Genomic DNA, 20949 nt, shown 5'->3' on the forward strand with positions numbered 1-20949 from the left:
GCGCCGGTTCCGGGGCCCTGCTGTGCCCCTGACTACGTGCCGTCGCTCTTGGCCGCGGCATCGATGGCGGCCAGCGAGCGGCGCACCTGATTGCGGTCGGTGGTGTACCAGAAGTCCGGCATGGACTTCCGCAGGAACGAGCCGTAGCGCGCCCGCTCGACACGGGGGTCCAGGACAGCGACGATGCCCCGGTCGCCGGACGCCCGGACCAGCCGTCCCGCCCCCTGCGCCATCAGCAGGGCGGCATGGGTCGCGGCGACAGCCATGAAGCCATTGCCCCCGGCCTCCTCCACCGCCTTCTGGCGAGCGCTCATCAGGGGGTCGTCGGGGCGGGGGAAGGGCACCCGGTCCATGACCACCAACTGACAGCTCGGCCCCGGCACATCGACGCCCTGCCAGAGGGAGAGCGTGCCGAACAGGCAGGTCCTGGCGTCGGTGGCGAAGGCACGGATCAGCTCGCCGAGGGTCTCCTCGCCCTGGAGCAGGATGGGCATGTCCAGACGGCCCCGCAGCTCCTCCGCGGCCGTCTGCGCGGCCCGCATCGACGAGAACAGCCCGAGGGTGCGGCCCCCGGCGGCCTCGACCAGCTCCGTGAGCTCATCGAGCATGTCGGAGCGACTGCCCTCGCGGCCGGGCTGCGCCAGGTGCTTGGCGACGTAGAGGATTCCCTGCTTCGAGTAGTCGAACGGCGAGCCGACATCGAGCCCCTGCCAGCGCGGGGCGGTGTCCCCGTCGCCCTCGGGGTCCTGCGGGCTGTCGGGGTTGAGGCCGAGGGAAGCGGCCACTCCGTTGAAGTCCCCGCCCAGCTTGAGGGTGGCGGAGGTGAGGATCACCGAGCGGTCCTCGAACAGCTTCTCGCGGAGCAGCCCGGAGACGGACAGCGGCGCGACGCGAAGTGAGGCACCGAAGCGGTCATGCCGCTCGTACCAGACCACGTCGAACTCTGAGCCCTCCACGATTCGCTCGGCCACCTGGAGGATGTTCTCCACGGAGCCGAGCGCCTGCTTCCGCACCGCGTCCTCATCCTGAACGGAGGAGTCACGTGTGGTGCCGAGCGCCGAGATGACCGTACGGGAGGCGTCGCGCAGCGCCATCAGGGCGTAGCCGAGGTCTTCGGGGATCTCCTCGAGACGGCCGGGTAGGGCCAGCTCCATGAGCCGTTCGAAGGTCTCGGCTGCGGTCTGAAGGGCGTCCGCCGCCTTCTCGTTGACCAGCTTGGCGGCGCGCCGCACCGCGCGGTTGACCTGGCCGGGGGTGAGCTCGCCGCTGGCGACGCCGGTGACGCGGGAGACCAGCTCATGCGCCTCGTCGACGATCAGCACCTCGTGGCCGGGCAACACAGGGGCACCCTCGATGGCGTCGATGGCGAGCAGGGCGTGATTGGTGACGACGACCTCGGCCAGCTTGGCCCGCTCGCGGGCGGCCTCGGCGAAGCACTCCGCGCCGTAGGCACACTTGGAAGCGCCGAGGCACTCCCGGGAGGTCACGGACACCTGGGACCAGGCACGGTCGGAGACCCCTGGGGTGAGGTCGTCGCGGTCGCCGGTCTCGGTCTCATCGGCCCAGTCGCGCAGCCGCAGCAGGTCCTTGCCCAGCTTGCTGGTGGGCGCCGCGGCCTCGAAGGGATCGAACAGTCCGGCTTCGTCGGCGTCCTCCTGCGGTACGCCCTCGTGGAGGCGGTGCAGGCACAGGTAGTTGGAGCGGCCCTTGAGCATGGCGAACTCGGGCCGTCGACGCAGCAGCGGGTGCAGCGCCTCGACGGTGCGGGGCAGATCGCGCTCGACGAGCTGACGCTGGAGGGCGAGGGTCGCCGTGGCGACCACGACGCGCTCGCCCTGGGCGAGGGCGGGGACCAGATAGCCGAGGGACTTGCCGGTGCCGGTGCCGGCCTGCACCAGCAGATGGGAGCTGTCGTCGATCGCCTCCGCCACGGCTTCCGCCATGGCGGTCTGGCCAGGGCGTTCGGTGCCGCCGACGGCGGTGACGGCGGCGTGGAGCAGGTCGGCGAGGGGAGGCGAGGACGATTCAGTCATAGGGCTGCCAGCCTACGGGGCGGCACCGACATCGCTCTCCTCAGTCCGCTCGGTGACCGACGGATCCGGCCGGAGTTCTTGTCGAGGGGGAACCGGATCCACGCGAGCGGTGTATCAGAAGCAGAGACACACACCGGAGCCAACGCGTGACAGAAGGCTACGTGAGCGGCTGGAACACAGATCATGGAAGGCGGCACAGTGAGGGCGGATCGGGGATGACGGATCAGAGCAGGTGGCGCAGGGCACGGTCGCGGAGCATCAGGGCCGCGCGCTTATCGGGGAGTTCGACCTCGGCCGAGAAACGGAAGCCCGCGCCGAGAAAGGCGGCGATGGAGGGGGTGTTGCGCAGATCCGGCTCGGCCACGACGCGGGAGCAGGACGGCCGGTGGTCGAGGACAAGATCGGCGGCGGCGCGCAGCAGCGTGGTGCCCAGACCCTGACCGCGGTCGCTGACCCGGCCGATGAGGAGATGGACACCGGTGTCATGCGGCCGGGCCGGGTAGTACCGGGCGAGCGGGTCGAGATCGGCGCGGTACAGCTCCCAGTAGCTCATGGGCACCCCGTCCAGGACGCCGAGGCAGGGCACGCTCCGGCCGTCACCGTCGAGCTGGCCGCCCAGGTGGCTCGCGGTGGCCTCATCGGGACCGTCCAGCTCCCAGAAGGCCGCGACGGCAGGGTCGTTCATCCATTGGGCGATCAGCCGGAGATCACGCCCGATACGGACGGGGACGAGCTGGAAGGCGCCCGCCGAGGTGCTGGTGGGGCCCCATTCGGCGATCTGGTCGAGCAGGTCCGGCCGACTGTGGGTCTCCGCCCCGGCGAGGCGCTCGTCACTGAGGTGTGCGGCGTCCTCCTCTTCCTGGCGCAGCCGCAGGTCGATGGTGTCGTCGGTCTCGGAGCTCGTGGTGGAGTCGGTGTGCGGCACGACGACGCTCTCCTCTCATGGGTCTCAGGCGCGTGGTGGTTCTCCGGCACGGCGTGGTGAGCGTGATGCCGCGGATGCCGGTGCGGGACACGTCGGTGCGGAACATGTCGACGGGGGCACGGCGATGCGGGGCTGTTGGTGGGTGCTGCCTGGGTGGAGGCGGCGTCATGGTGAAGGGATGACAGCGGTGGCGGCCGATGCGGCAAGGGGGTTGGCGATGGTGACGTAGACCGACTGGGTGTCCACAGGGCCCACGAGTTCGTCCAGGCCGTGCAGTCGGGTGTGCAGATTGGCCTTGCAACGGAGGGTGGGTGTGTCGAGGAGCCGTGCGGGCAGCGGTGAGCGGGTTCTGCCGGGGCCGGACGCGGCAGCGGCCAGGAAGCGGCGGAACGCGGCCAGCAGGACACGCTCGTCAACGAGCCGCTGGGACCCGAACGCACCGACAAGACCGAGGACGTTGTTGATGCCGAGGTAGTAGGCGAACCGTTCGTCGGTGACCTCGTCGGACACGAAGGTGTCGCTGAGGGCGCCGATTCCGGGCAGCCGCCGCTGGAGTTCGGCGTGCCGGGACTCACGGAAGTAGTAGCCCTGGTTGTCCCGGTAGCGGCCGCCGACGGGCCAGCCGTCGGGATCGAGCAGCACCAGGGTGTTCTGCTGATGAGCCTCCAGCGCGATACCGGCCTCGCCGTCCAGCCACAGCACGGGACGTACAACGGTGTGGAGATAGCGCAGGAACCACTCGGCGGCGACGGCCGCTGCGGAGCGACCGGTACGGGCGGCGAGACGGGCGACGAGGTGTGCGAGCCGGGAGCGCATTACCGGCTGCCCGGGCCAGGGGCGGAGCGCGATGAGCCCGGCGACGCATACGGCGTCGTCGCCCGGCCCGAACGGGTTGTGCCGGACGACAACGTCCAGTCCGGTCAATGGTTCCCCGTCCGGCCCGTCGACCGCGAGCCAGGCAGGGTCGCGGACGATGTCGAAACCGGGGAACCCGGAGAAGGCCGCCCGCCACTGCTCGGCCAGTCCGCTGCGGAGCAGTCGGTGGACCTCGACACCACGACGGAGCTCCTTACGCAGGTTCTCACGACGGGAGTTGGTGATCCGCAGAGCCAGGGAGAGTTTGAGCATCGCGGGCGCACCGGGCCGGTACACGGTGCGGACCGAAGACGTGGGGCTCCAGCGACCGCCCGACGGACCGAGGTCGTGCAGCACCCCCGCGTCGAAGAGTGCGGCGACGGCCGGACGATGCCTGATCTCGCGGGCCTGCCAGGGATGGAGGGGCAACGGGACGGTCCCGGCAGGCAGTTGAAGACCGCTGCCCGCGAGTGAGAGGGCGAGCCGCTCGGCGGGCACGGTCCGGCCGCGCTCGGTCCAGGCCGACTCGCAGGCCAGCACGGACCGGTCGACGGCGATCCAGTGAAGGGGGAAGGAGCCGTACGACTCCGGTGAGCAGACGGACGATTCGGTGTCGGAGAGACCCTCACGGCTCTTCGGCGTGGGATGGAGGGGGTGACCGAGGACGAGGGACTGCTCCGCGCTGAGAAACGGGGTGCTCATGCCGGGATCGGCGGGAACGGCTCGACGGTGGGCGAGGAACGCGGCGGTACGCCGCACCGAGTCCGCCACCCGGCCAATGAGTTCGGTGCCGTCCGCGGCGGGGTCGTCACGGCGTGCGCCGTAGGCCGCTTCGCGGGTCAGCAGGGCCGCGAGGGTGACCGCGCCGACGGAGGGTGCGTCATGGGGACCGTGCTCCAGCACTGGCGGTCCGAAGCGGTGCCATCCGGTGGGTGACCAGTACCGCACGGGGACGAGGAGGACGGTTCCGCTCGCTGCGAGGGGAATGCGGAGCGTGTCACCGTCAGGACGCGGGGTGCGGTTCTCCCGGATCCAGCAGCGGAGCAGATTCTCGACGCCCGCCGTGTCCGCCACGACCTGCGGGTCGGGGTCGTCGAGGGGGTCGGGGGCCGCCGGCGGTGGGCCGCCGGTGGCGGGCACACCCTGGCTGCCGCGGCTCGGGGAGCTCGGGGAGCTCGGAGTGCTCGGGGCGCTAGGGGCGCTAGGGGCGCTAGGGGTGCTAGGGGCTGAAGCTCCTGGGCCCGCGGCGGTGGAGTCCTGGGCGCCTCGGACTTGAGCACTCGTGTCCTGGGTGCTCCGGTCCTGGCGCGGCAGGATCGCCGTGACCGCCTGCGGGACCGTGGGTGGTGGCTCGGCTGCGGGAGGCTGGGCAGGGGGCGCGAGCGGCGCCAGGGTGGGCGGGGTCGCGGATGGCATGGGCGGTGCGGGCATCTGTGGTGCCAGGGGAACCGAGGGGCTCTCCCCCGCCGTCCCTGCCGCTCTCGCGACGGCGGAGGGCAGAACCGCCGGCGGCACCACCACCGCCGGTCCCCCGGCCGCCTGTCCCCCGGCCCGCCCGCCTGAGGGCGGTCCTCCTTGGGGCGTGCCACCGGGGGGCGGCGGGGTCGCCGATCCCGCCGGGGGCGGCTGCACCGGGGGGGCGGGCCGGGCGGCGCGGCGACCGTCCGGGGCGCTGTGGTCGGTCATGACACCGGTCTCTGGGTCCGGCTGGGAAGGAAGGGGGGCTCCCCCGGGGGAGTGCGGCATGGTGGGTGCGGCGCGGGCGTCACGTCGGTCGGTCCGTGGCCCGGTGCCTGCCTCCTTCGCTGGTGCGGTGGGGGTGCGGTGGTGCGGGTGCGGGACGCGTCACCGGTGGTCTCCGGCGAACGGCGGTGCGGTCGGCGGGCGTTCGGGGCCAGGGACTCCGGCAGTGGCGCGGATCGCGGCGTCGAGGGCGTCGGCGAGCCGGTCGAGGACCGCTTCGGCCTGTTCGTCGGTGATGGTCAATGGCGGAAGGAGGCGAATGACCGCGGCGTGGCGGCCGCCCAGTTCGACGATCAGGCCACGACGCAGGCACTCCTGCTGAACGGCTGCCGCGAGCATCGGAGCGGCAGGCCGGGCCCGTAGGGCACCGCTCCCTGGAGATCCGGCCCCAGGGACCTCTGTTCCCGGACCCATGGCATCCGGAGGCTCGGCGCCCCGGCTCACCGCCTCCGCCGGTTGGCCGGCCCCGACCTGACCGGACCCCACCTGACCGGCCCTCACCTGCTCGACACTCACCCGCTGGGCCTCGGGGTTGACGAGTTCGAGGCCGAGCATGAGGCCGCGGCCGCGTACGTCACCGATGTGGGGGTGGTGCTCGGCGAGTTGGCGCAGGCGGAGCAGCATACGTTCACCGAGGGCGGCGGCGCGCTCCGCGAGGTGGTTCTCCCGTACGTAGGCGAGGGTCGCCGCACCCGCGGCCATGGCCAGTTGGTTGCCCCGGAAGGTGCCCGCGTGGGCGCCCGGAGCCCAGGCGTCCAGCTCCTCGTGGTAGACGATGACGGCCAGCGGCATGCTGCCGCCGATGGCCTTCGACAGCACCATCACATCGGGCACCACTCCGCTGTGCTGGACCGCCCAGAAGGCGCCGGTGCGCCCGACGCCGGTCTGGACCTCGTCCACGATCAGCGGGAGGGAGCGGGCCGCGGTGATCTCCCTCATCCGCCGCAGCCAGCCGTCCGGAGCGGGGATCACGCCGCCCTCGCCCTGCACCGGCTCCAGGATCATTCCGGCGGGGGTGCCCGCCCCGCTCTTGGGGTCGTCCAGGAGGCTCTCGGTCCAGCGCGCCGAGAGTTCAGCGCCGCGTTCCCCGCCCACGCCGAAGGGGCAGCGGTAGTCGTAGGGGAAGGGCAGCCGGGCCGTGCACACCGAGGGGGCGCCGCCGGACGCGGCCAGCGCCCCGGCCGTCATCCCGTGGTAGGCCCCGGAGAAGGCCAGCAGTCCCTCTCGCCCGGTGGCGGTCCGCACCAGCTTGAGTGCGGCCTCGACCGCGTCCGTGCCCGCGGGTCCGCAGAACTGCACCCGCGCGTGGCGGGCCAGTTCGGGTGGCAGCGTGCTGAACAGCTCCTCGGTGAAGGCGTCCTTGACCGGCGTGGCCAGATCCAGGACCTGGAGCGGTGCTCCCGAGTCCAGCACGCCGCGGATGGCATCCAGCACCACCGGGTGGTTGTGTCCCAGCGCCAGAGTCCCGGCGCCGGAGAGGCAGTCCAGGTAGCGACGGCCGTCGGCGCCCTCGATCGTCAGTCCTCGCGCACGCACCGGCACGATGGGCAGCGCCCGCGCATAGGTGCGGGCGGCGGACTCACGCAGTGCCTGACGGCGCAGAATGCCCTGGGCGCCGCTCCCCCCGCCGTCGGGCGCACCGGGCAGGGGCATCGGCGGGAGCTGGGTCACGGCCATGGCTCACGGTCCTCCTGCTGCTGACTGCTGCTGAACACCCTCCGGCAGTCCCCCGTACGTACCAACGACGGGTCAGCCCCGGGATCACGGGCTGACCGAAGATCCTTGCCGCCCCGGGAACCAAGGACCCGCCTTCAGCCGTCGTAGGCGGCACGGGCATAGTGGGAGACCACCCCGTCGCCGGGGCGGTGCATGACAAATCCACACAGGACGTAGAGCAGCTCAGAACATCAGGGGGAGTTCCGCCGATGCCATCCACACGCCGACCCGCGCTGGCCGTGGCCGCCGTCACCGCCGTGCTGGCGCTGACCGCCACCGCGTGCGGCTCGTCGGACGACACGACCGAGTCCAAGGCGCCCGCGTCATCGGGCCAGCAGGGCACGGGTGACATCAAGCTGCCCGACAACCTCAACGACAGGCTGAAGAACCTCGGCGTCGATCTCGACGACTGGAAGAACGGCGCCTGGGACAAGTGGAACAAGGACGACTGGCTGCGCGAGGCCGGTGACTTCATCAACCCGATCATCAAGGGTCTGTGGAAGCCGGACCGGATGCGGGACGCGCAGGAGCCCGACAAGCCGGTCGACGACGGCGACATCGCGGACGACCAGGGGGTGACCGACCCGGATCCGAAGCCGGTCACGGCCAAGGAGGTCGGCCACCCGTACAGCACCAACGTCCCCTACGCGGGCAAGGTCTTCTTCGACAGCCCCGAGGGTTCGATGGTCTGCTCCGCGACCGTGGTCAAGGACCCCGCGCACCCCGGGAAGTCCAACATGGTGTGGACCGCGGGCCACTGCGTCCACGCGGGCAAGGGCGGCGGCTGGTACAAGAACCTGATGTTCGTCCCCTCCTACAACGATGCCGGAAAGTCGGCGGCCGACCTGAAGAACGCCACCAAGGAAGAGCTCGCGCCCAAGGGCGTCTGGTGGGCCGACTGGGCGCAGACGTCCTCGCAGTGGATCGACACCGGCGCGGCGGTCGGCGGCAAGGGCGCTCCTTACGACTTCGCGGTGATCCATGTGAAGCCGGAGAACAGCGGCGGCAAGTCGCTGGAGGAGACGGTCGGGGGCGCGCTGCCGGTCGACTTCAATGCCCCGGCGGTGAAGTCCATCAACGAGATCACGGCCACCGGTTACCCGGCCGCCCCGCCGTTCGACGGCCAGAAGATGAACCAGTGCGCGGACAAGCCGGGTCGGCTGTCGCTGGAAGCCAAGCAGCCGACCATGTACCGCATCGGCTGCACGATGACCGCCGGTTCGTCGGGCGGCGGCTGGGTCGCCGAGGGCGCCGACGGCAAGCCCGCGCTGGTGTCCAACACCTCCATAGGCCCGTCCAACGCCACCTGGCTGGCCGGTCCGCACCTCGGCCCCGAGGCCAAGGGCGTCTACAACGCGGTGAGCAAGAAGTTCGCGAACCAGTGAGCCGGTAGGGTGCGCGGCGGGGCCGCCCGCCGCGCACCCGCTCGGAGCGTCCGCACGGACGAGGGCCCGCCCCCGGAGATCTTGGGTTCTAACGGTCCTCGCAACACCCGCGATCTGTGGGAGTTGCGAGGACCGTGGCCGTTGGACGGGATGATCTTGCGGGGTTGAGGGAGCGTTTCCTTGCGCGGCTGGATGCCGTGGGGAACGTGACCGTGGTGGCGCGTGAGCTGGGGGTGAACCGGAACACTGCCTTCGGCTGGGCCCGAAAGGCCGGACGGACCTCGGTGCGCCTGCCTCGGCGGCACCCCGGGCGCGACGAGTACGAGCGGCTTCGGGCCGCCGGTGTCGCACGTCGGGTGGCGGCCCTGCAGGTCGGGGTGAACGAGCGCACGGCCAAGGACTGGGACTGGGGCGTCAAGAAGACCGGCACCACGCGCACTTACGCTGACGGCCGCCGTGTCGACTACAGCACCGGGACCGTCACGATGTGCGGTGTGACCACGGCACCGGTGGGCCTGACGGCCCTGGAGAAGCAGCTTCACCCGCGGTTCCTAGCGCTCGCCGAGCGCGAGAAGATCCGCGATCTGCGCGCGGCGGGGCAGTCGCTGAGGGCGATCGGACGGGTCCTGGGACGGCCGGCGAGCACCATCAAGCGGGAGATCGACGCGAACTCGGGCAGCGAGGGCTACCAGCCCTACGCCGCCCACCGGGCAGCGGCAGCGCGCAGACCCCGGCCCAAGGAGCGCAAACTGCTGCGCGAGGGACGGCTGCGCCGCTTCGTCCGGGACGGACTGCGCCAGCGGTGGTCACCGGCACAGATCTGCCACGCTCTACGGAGAGAGCATCCCGACGACGAGAGCATGCGGGTGAGCGTGGAGACGGTCTACCAGGCACTGTATTTCCAGGCCCGCGGCGGCCTGAAGCGGGAAGTGCAGGCCGCCATCCGTTCCGGCCGGACCCGCCGCAAACCGCGCCGGGACTCCCAGCGGCGCACGCCCCGGTTCATCGACCCGATGGTGATGATCAGCGACCGTCCCGCCGACGTCGAGGACCGGGCCGTGCCCGGTCACTGGGAAGGCGACCTGATCATCGGCGCGGGCGGGCGCTCCGCGATCGCCACCCTGGTCGAGCGCAGCACCCGTTACACCCTGCTGGTCCATCTGCCGGGCGGGGCCCACGACGCCGAGACCGTCCGCGACGGCCTCGTTGCCACGATCCAGACCCTGCCCGCCCACCTGCGCGGCTCCCTCACCTGGGACCAGGGCAGCGAGATGGCACGCCACAAGCAGTTCAGCATGGCCACCGGCATGCCCGTCTACTTCTGCGACCCCGCCAGCCCCTGGCAACGCGGCTCGAACGAGAACACCAACGGCCTCCTGCGCCAGTACTTCCCGAAAGGCACCGACCTCAGCGTCCACAGTCCCGAAGACCTCGAACACGTCGCCCAGGAACTCAACGGCCGCCCACGCAAGACGCTCGGCTGGGATACCCCAGCCGAGCGTCTACGTGATCTACTCACCACCTGAAACCAAGTGGTGTTGCGACGACCCCTTGAATCCAAGGATCCGGGGGCGGGCCCTCGTCGTCTCGGCTGCCGCGCCGTCGTCGGGCGCAGAGGCGCGCAGAGGCCGCGACGGGAGGCCGGACGCTACTGCGATGCGGCCGCCGTCGGCGCGTACCGCTTCAGCTCGGCCGCCAGCTCCTCGTGCACCCGTGCCTTGAGCAGCGTGCCCTCCGGGGTGTGCTCCTCGGAGATCACCTCACCGTCGGCGTGGGTGCGCGAGACCAGCTGGCCCTCGGTGTAGGGCACCAGGGCCTCGATCTCGACCCGCGGCCGCGGCAGCTCCTCGTCGATCACGGTGAGCAGCTCGTCGATGCCCTGCCCGGTACGGGCCGACACCGCCATCGCGCGCCGCTCCAGGCGCAGCAGCCGCTGGAGGACCAGTGGATCGGCCATATCCGCCTTGTTGATCACCACGATCTCGGGCACCTCGATGGCGCCCACATCGCGGATCACCTCGCGCACGGCGGCCAGCTGCTCCTCCGGCGCCGGATGCGAACCGTCCACCACGTGCAGGATCAGATCGGCGTCGCCGACCTCCTCCATGGTGGAGCGGAACGCCTCCACGAGGTGGTGCGGAAGATGGCGCACAAACCCGACGGTGTCCGCCAGGGTGTAGAGCAGTCCGCTGGGTGTCTCGGCCCGGCGCACGGTCGGGTCCAGGGTGGCGAACAGCGCGTTCTCCACCAGAACGCCCGCACCGGTGAGGCGGTTGAGCAGCGAGGACTTACCCGCGTTGGTGTATCCGGCGATGGCGACCGAGGGGACCTTGTGCCGCCGACGCTCCTGCCGCTTGATGTCGCGGCCGGTCTTCATCTCGGCGATCTCGCGGCGCATCTTCGCCATCTTCTCGCGGATGCGGCGCCGGTCCGTCTCGATCTTGGTCTCACCAGGACCACGGGTGGCCATACCGCCGCCCGAGGAACCGGAGCCCCCACCACCCATCTGCCGGGACAGCGACTGACCCCAGCCGCGCAGCCTCGGCAGCATGTACTGCATCTGCGCGAGTGAGACCTGCGCCTTGCCCTCACGGGACTTGGCGTGCTGGGCGAAGATGTCGAGGATCAGGGCGGTGCGGTCGACCACCTTGACCTTGACGACGTCCTCGAGGTGGATCAGCTGGCCGGGGCTCAGCTCACCGTCGCAGACGACGGTGTCGGCGCCGGACTCGATCACGATGTCGCGCAGTTCCTCGGCCTTGCCGGAGCCGATGTAGGTGGCCGGATCCGGCTTGTTCCGGCGCTGGATGACCCCGTCGAGCACCAGGGCACCCGCGGTCTCCGCGAGGGCGGCCAGCTCGGCCAGGGAGTTCTCGGCGTCATGGACCGTGCCGGACGTCCAGACACCGACCAGCACCACGCGCTCCAGGCGCAGCTGCCGGTACTCGACCTCGGTGACGTCCTCGAGCTCGGTGGAGAGCCCCACCACGCGCCGCAGCGCGGCACGGTCGGAGCGGTCGTACTGGTCGCCGTCACGCTCCTCGTCGATCGCGTGACCCCAGGCGACGTCCTCTTCCATCAGGGCGTCGGCCCGAAGGCTCTCGGCGAGGCGCTGCCGGTCCTGCGGAAGGGAAGAGGAGTGGGTCAAAGGAATCCTTACGTCGTGGGACATGTCTTAACCGACAACGCGTGACGGGCCCGCGGGATTCCCGCGGCCGGCCGCGACGCCGACTCATCGATGGTGCCACGCGGCGGCCGGGCCGTCACCCGGGTTTCACGGGCGGCTGCGGGGTGTGGCGCCCCGCGGAGACCCGGCCGGGCTCCACCCCTGGCCGGGCTCCTGTCCGGGGCCCTGTCACGGGTCCCTACCTTCTTGATCGGGCTGAGCGAGCCATTCGTAGGGTTGGCTCACCCAGGGGCGCTGGGTGTGGCTATCACTGGTCTGCCGCTCGTGGCTCGGGAGGATTGGCCGCCCGGCGCCCCACGACGACTCGGCCGCCAATTGGGAAATGCGACAAGATCGCTTTGTAGGGACTCGTCGGCGAGGTCGTCTGTGGGACACGGCACGACGACGATCAGGAGAGCGATGCACCCCCGCGTATGGGCCGGAATCGACGCCGGCAAGGCCCACCACCACTGTGTGGCAATCGACTCCGAGGGGAACAAACTCCTCTCCCGCCGCGTGGCCAACGACGAGCCGGAACTCCTCCAACTCCTGGCCGATGTCCTTGCGCTGGGCCATGAGGTGGTCTGGGCCGTCGACCTCGCCGACGGCGGCGCCGCACTGGCCATCACCACCCTGCTCGCCCATGACCAGCAGGTGCTCTACATCTCCGGTCGCACCGTCAACCGTGCCTCGGAGGCATACCGGGGCGAGAGCAAGAGCGACGCCCGCGACGCCGCGATCATCGCTGATCAGGCACGCATGCGCCGCGACCTGACCCCGATGCGATTGCCCGACAGCCTCAGCGCCGAACTGAAGCTCCTCACTGCCCGCCGCACCGATCTGGTCTGCGATCGCACCCGCACCATCAACCGGCTCCGCGCCCAGCTGAACGGCATCTTCCCCGCTCTGGAACGGGCATTGGACCTGAGCAACGCGGGCCCGCTGATCCTGCTCACCGGATACCAGACCCCGGCCTCTATCCGGCGGCTGGGCCGCACCCGCCTGGAGGCATGGCTTCGCCGTCGCAAGGTCCGCAGCGCCGGTCAGGTCGCCCGGACCGCGCTGGAGGCCGCCGAACGGCAGCACACCGCCGTGCCGGGGGAAGACGTCGCCGCCGAGCTGGTGCACACGCTCGCCCAGCAACTGACCGCTCTCAACGAGCAGATCGCCGCAGTGGACCGTCGCATCGCCGAGCGGTTCAGGGAGCACGAACTCGCCGAGGTCATCACCAGCATGCCCGGCATCGGCCCGACTCTCGGTGCGGAGTTCCTCGCTGCCACCAACGGTGACATGGAGCTCTTCGGCTCCCCGGACCGGCTTGCCGGCTTCTGCGGTCTGGCTCCCGCCTCGCGCGACTCCGGCCGCATCAGCGGCAACCTGCGCCGACCCCAGCGATACCACCGCGGCTTGCAGCGTGTCTTCTACACCTCCGCGCTGATCAGCATCCAACGCCACCCAGAGTCCAGGGCGTTCTACGACCGCAAGAGGGCCGAGGGGAAGCGCCACACGCAGGCCGTCATCGCCCTCGCGCGCAGACGTGTCAACGTCCTGTGGGCACTCCTGCGGGACAGGCGCTGCTACCAAGCGGTCCCACCCGTCGCTATGGCGGCATGAGGACCCGAACAGCTCATCGCTGACGCTTGACAACGTCATTGGGAATCCTCCTCCGGCTCCCGCCCGCGCTCCCGGCCCCGTCCCCACCTTCCGCCCCGCCTTCGCGTCCGTCCCCGCCTCCGCCTTCGGCGCGGACTTCCAGGTGGGACGGCCGGGCATCGGCGGCGTCTTCGCCCCGTACAGCCACGGGTTCAGGAACCCGGCCAGATCACGGCCCGCCACCTCCGAGGCGAGCGCCACGAAGTCCGTGGTGGAGGCGACGCCGTCGTGGTGACGGAGCACCCATTGCCGCTCCAGCCGCTCGAACGCCTCCCGCCCGATGTGCTGCCGCAGCGCGTACAGGACCAGGGCGCTGCCGTCGTAGACGACCGGACGGAAGATGCCGATCTGCTGGCCGGGTTCGGCGGGTCTGGGCGCGGCGGGCGGCCCTCCGGCGGCGCGCCAGCCGTCGGACAGCCGGTACGCCTCGCGCATCCGCCGCTCCAGGCTCGCCTTGCCCCGCTCGTCCGCATAGAGCGCCTCGTACCAGGTCGCATGCCCCTCGTTGAGCCACAGGTCCGACCAGCGGCGCGGGGCGACGCTGTCGCCGAACCACTGGTGCGCCAGCTCATGCACCATGATCGACTCGAGATACCAGCGGGGCAGACCATGGCCGGTGAACAGACCGCGCTCGAAGAGGGAGAGCGTCTGTGTCTCCAGTTCGAAGCCGGTGCTGGCGCCCGCGATCAGCAGGCCGTAGGTCTCGAAGGGGTACGGCCCGGCCTTCCTCTCCATCCAGGCCAGCTGTCCAGGAGTACGCGACAGCCAGGGCTCCAGCCGCTTCCGGTCCGCGGCGGGCACGACATCGCGCACCGGCAGTCCGCGCGGCCCGGTGCGGCGCAGTACGGCGGAGCGCCCGATGGAGACCTGGGCCAGCTCGGTGGCCATGGGGTGGGCGAGACGGTACGCCCAGGTGGTCCGCGCCCCCTTGCGCACCCGCTCCAGCGGCAGGCCGCCCGCGACGACGGTGAGGTCGCGCGGGGCGGTGATCCGGAAGGTGAAGCGTGCCTTGTCGGACGGGTGGTCGTTGCAGGGGAAGACCCGGTGGGCGGCGTCGGCCTGATTGGCCATGGCGAGTCCGTCACGGGTGCGGACCCAGCCGCCGTCCGCCGCGTCGCGCGGATCGCTGGTGTGCCGGAGGGTGATCTCGAAGATGTCGCCCGCTCCGATCCGGGTGGACGGGGTGATCACCAGGTCCTCATCGGCGGTGGTGAACCGCGCGGGTGCGCCGTTGACCCGGACCGAGCGCACGCTGCCCCCGGCGAAGTCGAGATTGACGGTGTGCAGCGGGGCGGTGGCGCGGGCGGCGATCGTGGTGACGGCGCGGAGCGGCCGGTCGGCGCGCCGGTAGTCCAAGGCGATGTCGTACGCGGTGACGTCGTACCCCGGGTTGCCGAGCCTCGGGTACAGCGGGTCGCCGATGCCCAGGGCCCGCGGCCCCGAGGACGCTCCCGGAGCCGACGCCGAGATCCGGCCCGCGGCGGAGGAGGGGCCGACGGCGATCAGCGCGACGGCCATGGAGACGGCCGCGAAGGCCGTCCTGCGGCGCCCGGCGGGGGACGAGGGCCGGGGACGGTGCCCCGGGGAATGGGTCATGCCCAACGGCTACCAGCGCCCCGGCGCGGGCGCAGTTCCACCCGACCCGTATCCACCCGATGGAGTTGCGGAAAGCCACGGGGCCCGGCAAGGGGCGCCAGAGCTGCGGAAGCGGGGGTCAGGAACGTGCGCCCGCCATGCTCCGGCTCTCCCGTGTCACGTCGTAGACCCCCGGGACCTTGCGCATCGCCCGCATCAGCGCCGGCAGCCGGCCCGCGTCGGGCAGCTGGAGCGTGTAGGTGTGCCGGACCCGCTGCTCGCGGGGCGGCTCGACAGCGGCGGCGACCACCTCAGCGCCCTCGGCGGCGATGGCCTCGGTGAGATCGGCGAGCAGATGCGGCCGGCTGAACGCCTCGGCGAAGAGCGTGACGCGGTAGTCGGCGCTCCCGTCGCTGTCGACCTCGTCCGCCCATCGCACGCCGACCGCCGTGCGCCCGGCCGAGATCATCCGACCCACCCCGGAACACTGCTCGCGGTGGACGGTGACGGCTCCGCCGCGCACCGCGAAACCGGTGACCGCGTCCGGCGGCACCGGGGTGCAGCAGCGGGCGAGCCGCACGGTGGCGCCGGGCAGATCGACCACAACGCCCGCCTCGCCGCGGCCCGCGCCGCCCGCCGGGGTGACCACCCGGGCCGCCGGGGACTCCGTGTCCTGGCCGTCCTCGGTCTGCGGCTCCCCGCCCCGGTCCCGGGGCTGCTGGGTCTGCTGCTCGGGGTGGGCCGGATGGGCGGCCAGCCAGCGGTTGATGGCGATCCGCGCGGCGGGGGTGCGGGCGTGGTCCAGCCACTTCGGCGACGGCCCGTGGGAGGCCGCGTCCTGCGCGTCGGCGGCCATCAGCAGCTGGAGGGTGTCACCGTCGCGCAGCACCGTGCTGAGCGTCGCGATCCGGCCGTTGACCCGCGCGCCGATACAGGAGTGCGCGTCCTCGCCGTACTGCGCGTACGCCGCGTCCACACAACTGGCACCGGCGGGCAGGCCGAGCGTGCCGCCGTCGGAGCGGAAGACGGTGATCTCCCGGTCCTGGGCGAGATCGTCGCGGAGCGAGGTCCAGAAGATGTCCGGATCCGGGGTGGCGCTCTGCCATTCGAGCAGCCGGGACAGCCAGCCGGGGCGGGTCGGGTCGGCCCGCTCGTCCTCGGGGGCGTCGGCGGTCTCGCTGGGAGCGTAGGGGTTGCCGAGGGCGATCACCCCGGCCTCCGCCACCCGGTGCATCTGGTGGGTGCGGATGAGGATTTCGGCCACGTCGCCGCCGCGCCCGGCCACGGCCGTGTGCAGCGACTGGTAGAGGTTGAACTTGGGGACCGCGATGAAGTCCTTGAACTCCGAGATGACCGGGGTGAAACAGGTGTGCAGCTCACCGAGGACCGCGTAGCAGTCCGCGTCCTCGGCGACGAGCACCAGCAGCCGTCCGAGGTCGGCGCCGGTCAGCTCGCCGCGCTTGCGCCCGATCCGGTGGACCGAGACGAAGTGCCGTGGCCGGACGAGGACTTCGGCGGCGATGCCCGCTTCGTGCAGCACGCCCCGTACGTCCTCGGCGGCGCGGGCCAGCGGGTCGGGGCGACTGGCGTGGGTCTGGAGGAGCTCGCGGGTGCGGGCGTACTCCTCGGGGTGGAGGATGGCGAAAACCAGGTCCTCCAGCTCGGTCTTGAGCGCCTGGACGCCGAGCCGTTCGGCGAGGGGGATCAGCACATCGCGGGTGACCTTCGCGATGCGGGCCTGTTTCTCGGGTCGCATCACGCCGAGGGTGCGCATGTTGTGCAGCCGGTCGGCGAGTTTGATGGACATCACCCGGACGTCGTTGCCGGTGGCGACGAGCATCTTGCGGAAGGTCTCGGGTTCGGCCGCCGCGCCGTAGTCGACCTTCTCCAACTTGGTGACACCGTCGACGAGATAGCGGACTTCCTTGCCGAACTGCTCGCCGACCTGATCGAGGGTCACATCGGTGTCCTCGACCGTGTCGTGGAGGAGAGACGCCGTCAAGGTCGTGGTCTCGGCGCCCAATTCGGCCAGGATCAGTGTGACGGCCAGCGGATGTGTGATGTACGGCTCACCGCTCTTGCGCATCTGGCCGCGGTGGGAGGACTCGGCGAGGACGTACGCCTGGCGCAGCACATCCAGATCCGCGCCGGGGTGATGGGCGCGATGGACCTTGGCCACATGCTCGATCGCGTCCGGCAGACGGCCGCGGGCCGCCGGCCCCAGCAGGGCCGCCCGGCTGAACCTGCGGAGATTGCGCAGGTCGATGCGGGGGAGGCCGCGCCTGCGGCCGAGAGCGGCGTGATCGGTGGCCTCTGCGCTCATGGGCACCTCCGGCGGCGTCGAGCGTCAACCGGCGTGGGCACTCCCCCGGGGCCGGTGCTTGATGCTATCGAGCCCATCACGCACGGCCGACCGGCTCTCGCCCAGAGTGAAACGGATCACCCATTCGAGGGAGGTGTCAGCCGAGGGCCGCGTCCAGCCAGGCGGCGTCGAACTCCCCCTCGGCCACGATCACGGCAGGGCCGGTCATCTCCACCGTACCGTCCGGCCGCTCGCTGATCACAAGGCGGCCCCCGGGTACGTCCACGGTGTAGCTGACGGGGTGTCCGGTGACCGCCGGATCGGCCCCGTCGCGGCGCGCGGCGGCCACCATCACGGCGCAGGCGCCGGTGCCGCAGGAGCGGGTCTCGCCGGAGCCGCGCTCGTGCACCCGCATCGCGACATGGCGGGGGCCGCGGTCCACGACGAACTCGACGTTGGTGCCGTGCGGGTACGCGGCGGCGGGGTGCACGGCGGGGGCGGTGTACAGGTCTCCGGCGTGGTCGAGATCGTCGACGAACGCGACGGCGTGCGGATTGCCCATGTTCACATGGCGGGCGGGCCAGCTCCGCTCGCCGACCGAGACGGTGATCTCACCCTCGGGGCCGGGCTCGGGCAGCAGGGCCTTGCCCATCACGGCGGTGATCGCGCCCTCGCTGCTCTCGTCCGTGTCGCCCGGGCCGGCGGCGGCCTTGGCGATGTGGATGTGCCGCACCCCGGCCCGGGTGGCGATCGCGAGGTCGCCCTCCACGGCGAGCCCGGCCCGCTGGAGGTAGCGGGCGAAGACACGCACACCGTTGCCGCACATCTCGGCGATGCTGCCGTCGCTGTTGCGGTAGTCCATGAACCACTCGGCCCGGTCGGCCATCTCCCGCGCCCCGGGGTGCGCCGAGGACCGTACGACACGGATCAGCCCGTCGCCGCCGACACCGGCGCGGCGGTCGCAGATCCGGGCGACGGCGGCCGGGGACAGGTCGAGGTGCCCGTCCAGGTCGGGGACGATGACGAAGTCGTTCTCGGTGCCGTGCCCCTTGAGGAAGGGCAGCCGGGGCCTGGTGCTCATCCCTCGATCCTACGGTGCGCCCCGCAGGCGTCGCCCGCCGCCCGCCGCCCGCCGCCCGCCGCCCGGCAGACAACCGCGTAGCGGTCAGGTCCATGGAACGGTCAGGCCCACGGAACGGCCGTGGCGCCGCCACTCAGCGGTCGGCAGAGGCGGGGGCCACGCGGGGCGGGCCCTAGCGGAGGCGGGCCACCCGCCAGAACGTGAGCGCCGCGAGCAGCGCCACGATCCCCACGTAGAGCAGGACGAAGCGCCAGTCGGGGCGGCGGCCGGAGCCCCGGGGCGGCAGACCGGGCCAGGTGTAGCCCACCCGGCGGGCCGCCATCAGCCCCCAGCCCGCGGCGCAGCAGCTGAGCAGCAGGCCGAGCATGGCCACCACCGCCCCTCCGTCGCCGAACTCGAAGGCGAGCGGGAAGGCGAACATGAGCGAGCCGAGGATGGCCAGGCCGATGATGGGCGCGATCTGCCAGACCCGCAGCCTGCGCGGTGGGCGCAGCTCGCTGAAGGACTCCTCGGAGACCGGCTCACCGGGATCGTCGAGGGCCGGTGAGCCGGGCTCATGGACGGATCCGTCGTTATCGGGACCATCCGTGGTCAGTGGCTCCGTCAGTGACTCCGGGTCGCCGTGCGGCGATTGCTGCGATGCGTCGCGAGGGCCGGCCTCCATCGCCACACGCCCTCCCAACTCCAGACACCACGGCACGATCGGAGCTTGATGATGGCATGCCCGCGGGTGGCCGAATGACGAGCGGAGCGTCCCGATGCCATGACGTGATCAGGCTGTGACCGCCCGTTCAGCCAACGCGAGGGCGCCCGACAGAAGTTCCCCGCGCCGCTCGGCGGCACCGCTGAGCCAGTGCACCCGCGGGTCACGGCGGAACCAGGAGTCCTGGCGGCGGGCGAACCGCTTGGTGGCCCGCACCGTCTCGGCCCGTGCCTCGTCCTCGGTGCACTCCCCCGCGAGCGCGGCCAGCACCTGCTGGTAGCCGAGCGCCCGGGAGGCGGTACGTCCGGACCGCAGCCCGATCTCCTCCAGCCGCCGGACCTCCTCTACCAGCCCGGCGTCCCACATCCGGTCCACCCGCAGGGCGATCCGCTCGTCCAGCTCGGGCCGCTCGACGTCTACACCGATCTGGAGGGTGTCGTAGACGGCCTCATGGCCCGGCAGGTTGGCGGTGAAGGGGCGGCCGGTGATCTCGATGACCTCCAGCGCTCGTACCACGCGGCGGCCGTTGCTGGGCAGGATCGCCCGCGCCGCCTCGGGGTCGGCGGCGGCGAGCCGGGTGTGCAGGGCCCTGGGGCCGTGCTCCGCCAGCTCGGCTTCGAGCCGGGCCCGGACGGCGGGGTCGGTGCCCGGGAAGTCGAGCGCGTCGATGGCACCGCGGACGTACAGGCCGGAGCCGCCGACCAGGACGGGGGTGCGGCCCTCGGCGAGCAGCCGGTCCATCTCCGCGCGGGCCAGCCGCTGGTACTCGGCGACGCTGGCCGCCTGGGTGACGTCCCAGATGTCCAGGAGACGGTGCGGCACGCCCTGCCGCTCGTCCTCCGTCAGCTTGGCGGTGCCGATGTCCATGCCGCGGTAGAGCTGCATGGAGTCGGCGTTGACGACCTCGCCGTCGAGGTGGCGGGCGAGGGCGACGCCCAGATCGGACTTCCCGGCTGCGGTGGGGCCGACAACGGCGATGACTCGCGGCGGGTGGCCTGCTGTATTCACCGCACCAGTCTCCCAAACCCCCGAGGGGTTCCTCGAACGAGCGACGTGACGGGGTTCCGCCGGGTTCGTTGCCTGTTGCGAGATTCCTGGGACCGGCTCGGGAAACCGGTTCCCGCCGGCGGCGCAATGGGACGCCCCGAGCGGCACGGAATTTCGCCCACACGAGTAGGGTATGGAGTAGATATGGGCGTGTTTTCCAGGTTTCGTCGTGCATCGAAGGGGGCGGGACGTTCGTCCGAGGGGGCGCCACCCGAGAAGGCCACGGCCGGCCCCGTGACGGCGGAGCCCGCGCCCGGGACCGCCACCGCCGAGGACACGGCGGAGGCGGTGCGGAGCGAGGAGGAGACCGTGACGGGCGAAGGTGCCGGGATCCCCAAGCAGCTGTCGGCCCAGGCATCGGCGGACAGCGAGGCCGGCGAGAGCGCCCGTACCTAGCCATTCGACGAGGGAAGGTGGCCCATGGGCCTGATGGAGAATCTCAAGGCCAAGGCCGGTCTCATGAAGGGCAAGGCCGGCAGCTTCGCGCAGCAGCACGAGGCGAAGATCGAGCGGGGGCTGGAGAAGGCCGCCAAGACGGTCGACTCCAAGACCAAGGGCAAGTACACCGGCAAGATCGAAACTGGCACGGGCAAGGCGAGGGAGGCCCTCAACCGCCTTTCCCACATGGACGAGCACAAAGCAAAAGGCAGAAGCGACGACCAAGGCGGGGGCAAGGCCCCCGGCGGCGAAGGGACCTGATCCCCGCCCATCCGGTCCCGGCCGGTGCGCGGCCGCGGAGCACAACGCCTCGCGGCCGCGCCCGCG

The 20949-nt window shown here is 71.6% G+C and carries 14 protein-coding genes and 1 pseudogene; 5 read left to right on the forward strand and 10 right to left on the reverse strand.

All coding sequences use genetic code 11. The features are described 5' to 3' along the window. Window positions 1–32: 32 nt before the first annotated feature. The 4 genes from HUT19_RS10830 to HUT19_RS10845 all read right to left on the reverse strand — a co-directional run bounded on the left by HUT19_RS10830 (window position 33) and on the right by HUT19_RS10845 (window position 7209). Window positions 33–2033, reverse strand: a complete 2001-nt coding sequence (locus tag HUT19_RS10830) for an ATP-dependent DNA helicase (protein WP_176180265.1) — start codon at window positions 2031–2033, stop codon at window positions 33–35. 223 nt (window positions 2034–2256) lie between these two features. Next, complete coding sequence (locus HUT19_RS10835) at window positions 2257–2958, reverse strand: GNAT family N-acetyltransferase (protein ID WP_176180266.1); 702 nt, start codon at window positions 2956–2958, stop codon at window positions 2257–2259. Window positions 2959–3123: 165 nt separating this feature from the next. Then, window positions 3124–4953, reverse strand: a complete 1830-nt coding sequence (locus tag HUT19_RS10840; protein WP_254885526.1) for an IucA/IucC family siderophore biosynthesis protein — start codon at window positions 4951–4953, stop codon at window positions 3124–3126. Between the two features lie 705 nt (window positions 4954–5658). Then, the gene (locus HUT19_RS10845) at window positions 5659–7209 is read right to left on the reverse strand and encodes a diaminobutyrate--2-oxoglutarate transaminase family protein (RefSeq protein ID WP_254886149.1); all 1551 of its coding nucleotides are present in this window, start codon (window positions 7207–7209) and stop codon (window positions 5659–5661) included. Window positions 7210–7481: 272 nt separating this feature from the next. Here HUT19_RS10845 and HUT19_RS10850 point away from each other — a divergent pair, with 272 nt between their 5' ends. Together HUT19_RS10850 and HUT19_RS10855 are read left to right on the forward strand one after the other, a co-directional pair. Then, on the forward strand, window positions 7482–8657 hold the full coding sequence (locus HUT19_RS10850; protein ID WP_176180268.1) for a serine protease: 1176 nt from the start codon (window positions 7482–7484) through the stop codon (window positions 8655–8657). 485 nt (window positions 8658–9142) lie between these two features. Next, entirely contained in the window at window positions 9143–10183 is a 1041-nt protein-coding gene (locus tag HUT19_RS10855; protein WP_176186644.1) for an IS30 family transposase, read from the forward strand. Between the two features lie 122 nt (window positions 10184–10305). Here the strand turns inward: HUT19_RS10855 and hflX are convergent, their stop codons facing one another. Further along, complete coding sequence (gene hflX, locus HUT19_RS10860) at window positions 10306–11805, reverse strand: GTPase HflX (protein WP_176180269.1); 1500 nt, start codon at window positions 11803–11805, stop codon at window positions 10306–10308. Window positions 11806–12243: 438 nt separating this feature from the next. On the opposite strand from hflX, the gene HUT19_RS10865 reads away from it, so the two are divergent. Continuing rightward, the gene (locus HUT19_RS10865; protein WP_176179786.1) at window positions 12244–13437 is read left to right on the forward strand and encodes an IS110 family transposase; all 1194 of its coding nucleotides are present in this window, start codon (window positions 12244–12246) and stop codon (window positions 13435–13437) included. A 126-nt stretch (window positions 13438–13563) separates the two neighbouring features. On the opposite strand, the pseudogene HUT19_RS10870 reads toward HUT19_RS10865, so the two are convergent. The 5 genes and pseudogenes from HUT19_RS10870 to miaA all read right to left on the reverse strand — a co-directional run. Then, a pseudogene (locus tag HUT19_RS10870) lies at window positions 13564–15072 on the reverse strand (M1 family metallopeptidase); the annotation flags it as partial. A gap of 118 nt (window positions 15073–15190) precedes the next feature. Then, the gene (locus HUT19_RS10875; RefSeq protein WP_176180270.1) at window positions 15191–17374 is read right to left on the reverse strand and encodes a bifunctional (p)ppGpp synthetase/guanosine-3',5'-bis(diphosphate) 3'-pyrophosphohydrolase; all 2184 of its coding nucleotides are present in this window, start codon (window positions 17372–17374) and stop codon (window positions 15191–15193) included. Window positions 17375–17510: 136 nt separating this feature from the next. Then, window positions 17511–18434 carry a diaminopimelate epimerase gene (gene dapF / locus HUT19_RS10880; RefSeq protein ID WP_176180271.1) on the reverse strand — a complete coding sequence of 308 codons (924 nt, stop codon included), beginning with the start codon at window positions 18432–18434 and terminating at the stop codon, window positions 17511–17513. Between the two features lie 172 nt (window positions 18435–18606). Further along, window positions 18607–19098, reverse strand: a complete 492-nt coding sequence (locus HUT19_RS10885; RefSeq protein ID WP_176180272.1) for a hypothetical protein — start codon at window positions 19096–19098, stop codon at window positions 18607–18609. Between the two features lie 108 nt (window positions 19099–19206). Continuing rightward, window positions 19207–20145: a tRNA (adenosine(37)-N6)-dimethylallyltransferase MiaA gene (gene miaA / locus HUT19_RS10890; protein ID WP_176180273.1), complete on the reverse strand. Its 939-nt coding sequence runs from the start codon at window positions 20143–20145 to the stop codon at window positions 19207–19209. A gap of 273 nt (window positions 20146–20418) precedes the next feature. On the opposite strand from miaA, the gene HUT19_RS42925 reads away from it, so the two are divergent. After that, window positions 20419–20580, forward strand: a complete 162-nt coding sequence (locus HUT19_RS42925; RefSeq protein ID WP_254885527.1) for a gliding motility protein — start codon at window positions 20419–20421, stop codon at window positions 20578–20580. A gap of 24 nt (window positions 20581–20604) precedes the next feature. Next, window positions 20605–20883 (forward strand): antitoxin, encoded by a 279-nt coding sequence (locus tag HUT19_RS10900; protein WP_176180275.1) that lies wholly within the window; start codon window positions 20605–20607, stop codon window positions 20881–20883. Window positions 20884–20949: the final 66 nt, after the last annotated feature.

The sequence above is a fragment of the Streptomyces sp. NA02950 genome (assembly GCF_013364155.1).
Lineage (GTDB): Bacteria > Actinomycetota > Actinomycetes > Streptomycetales > Streptomycetaceae > Streptomyces.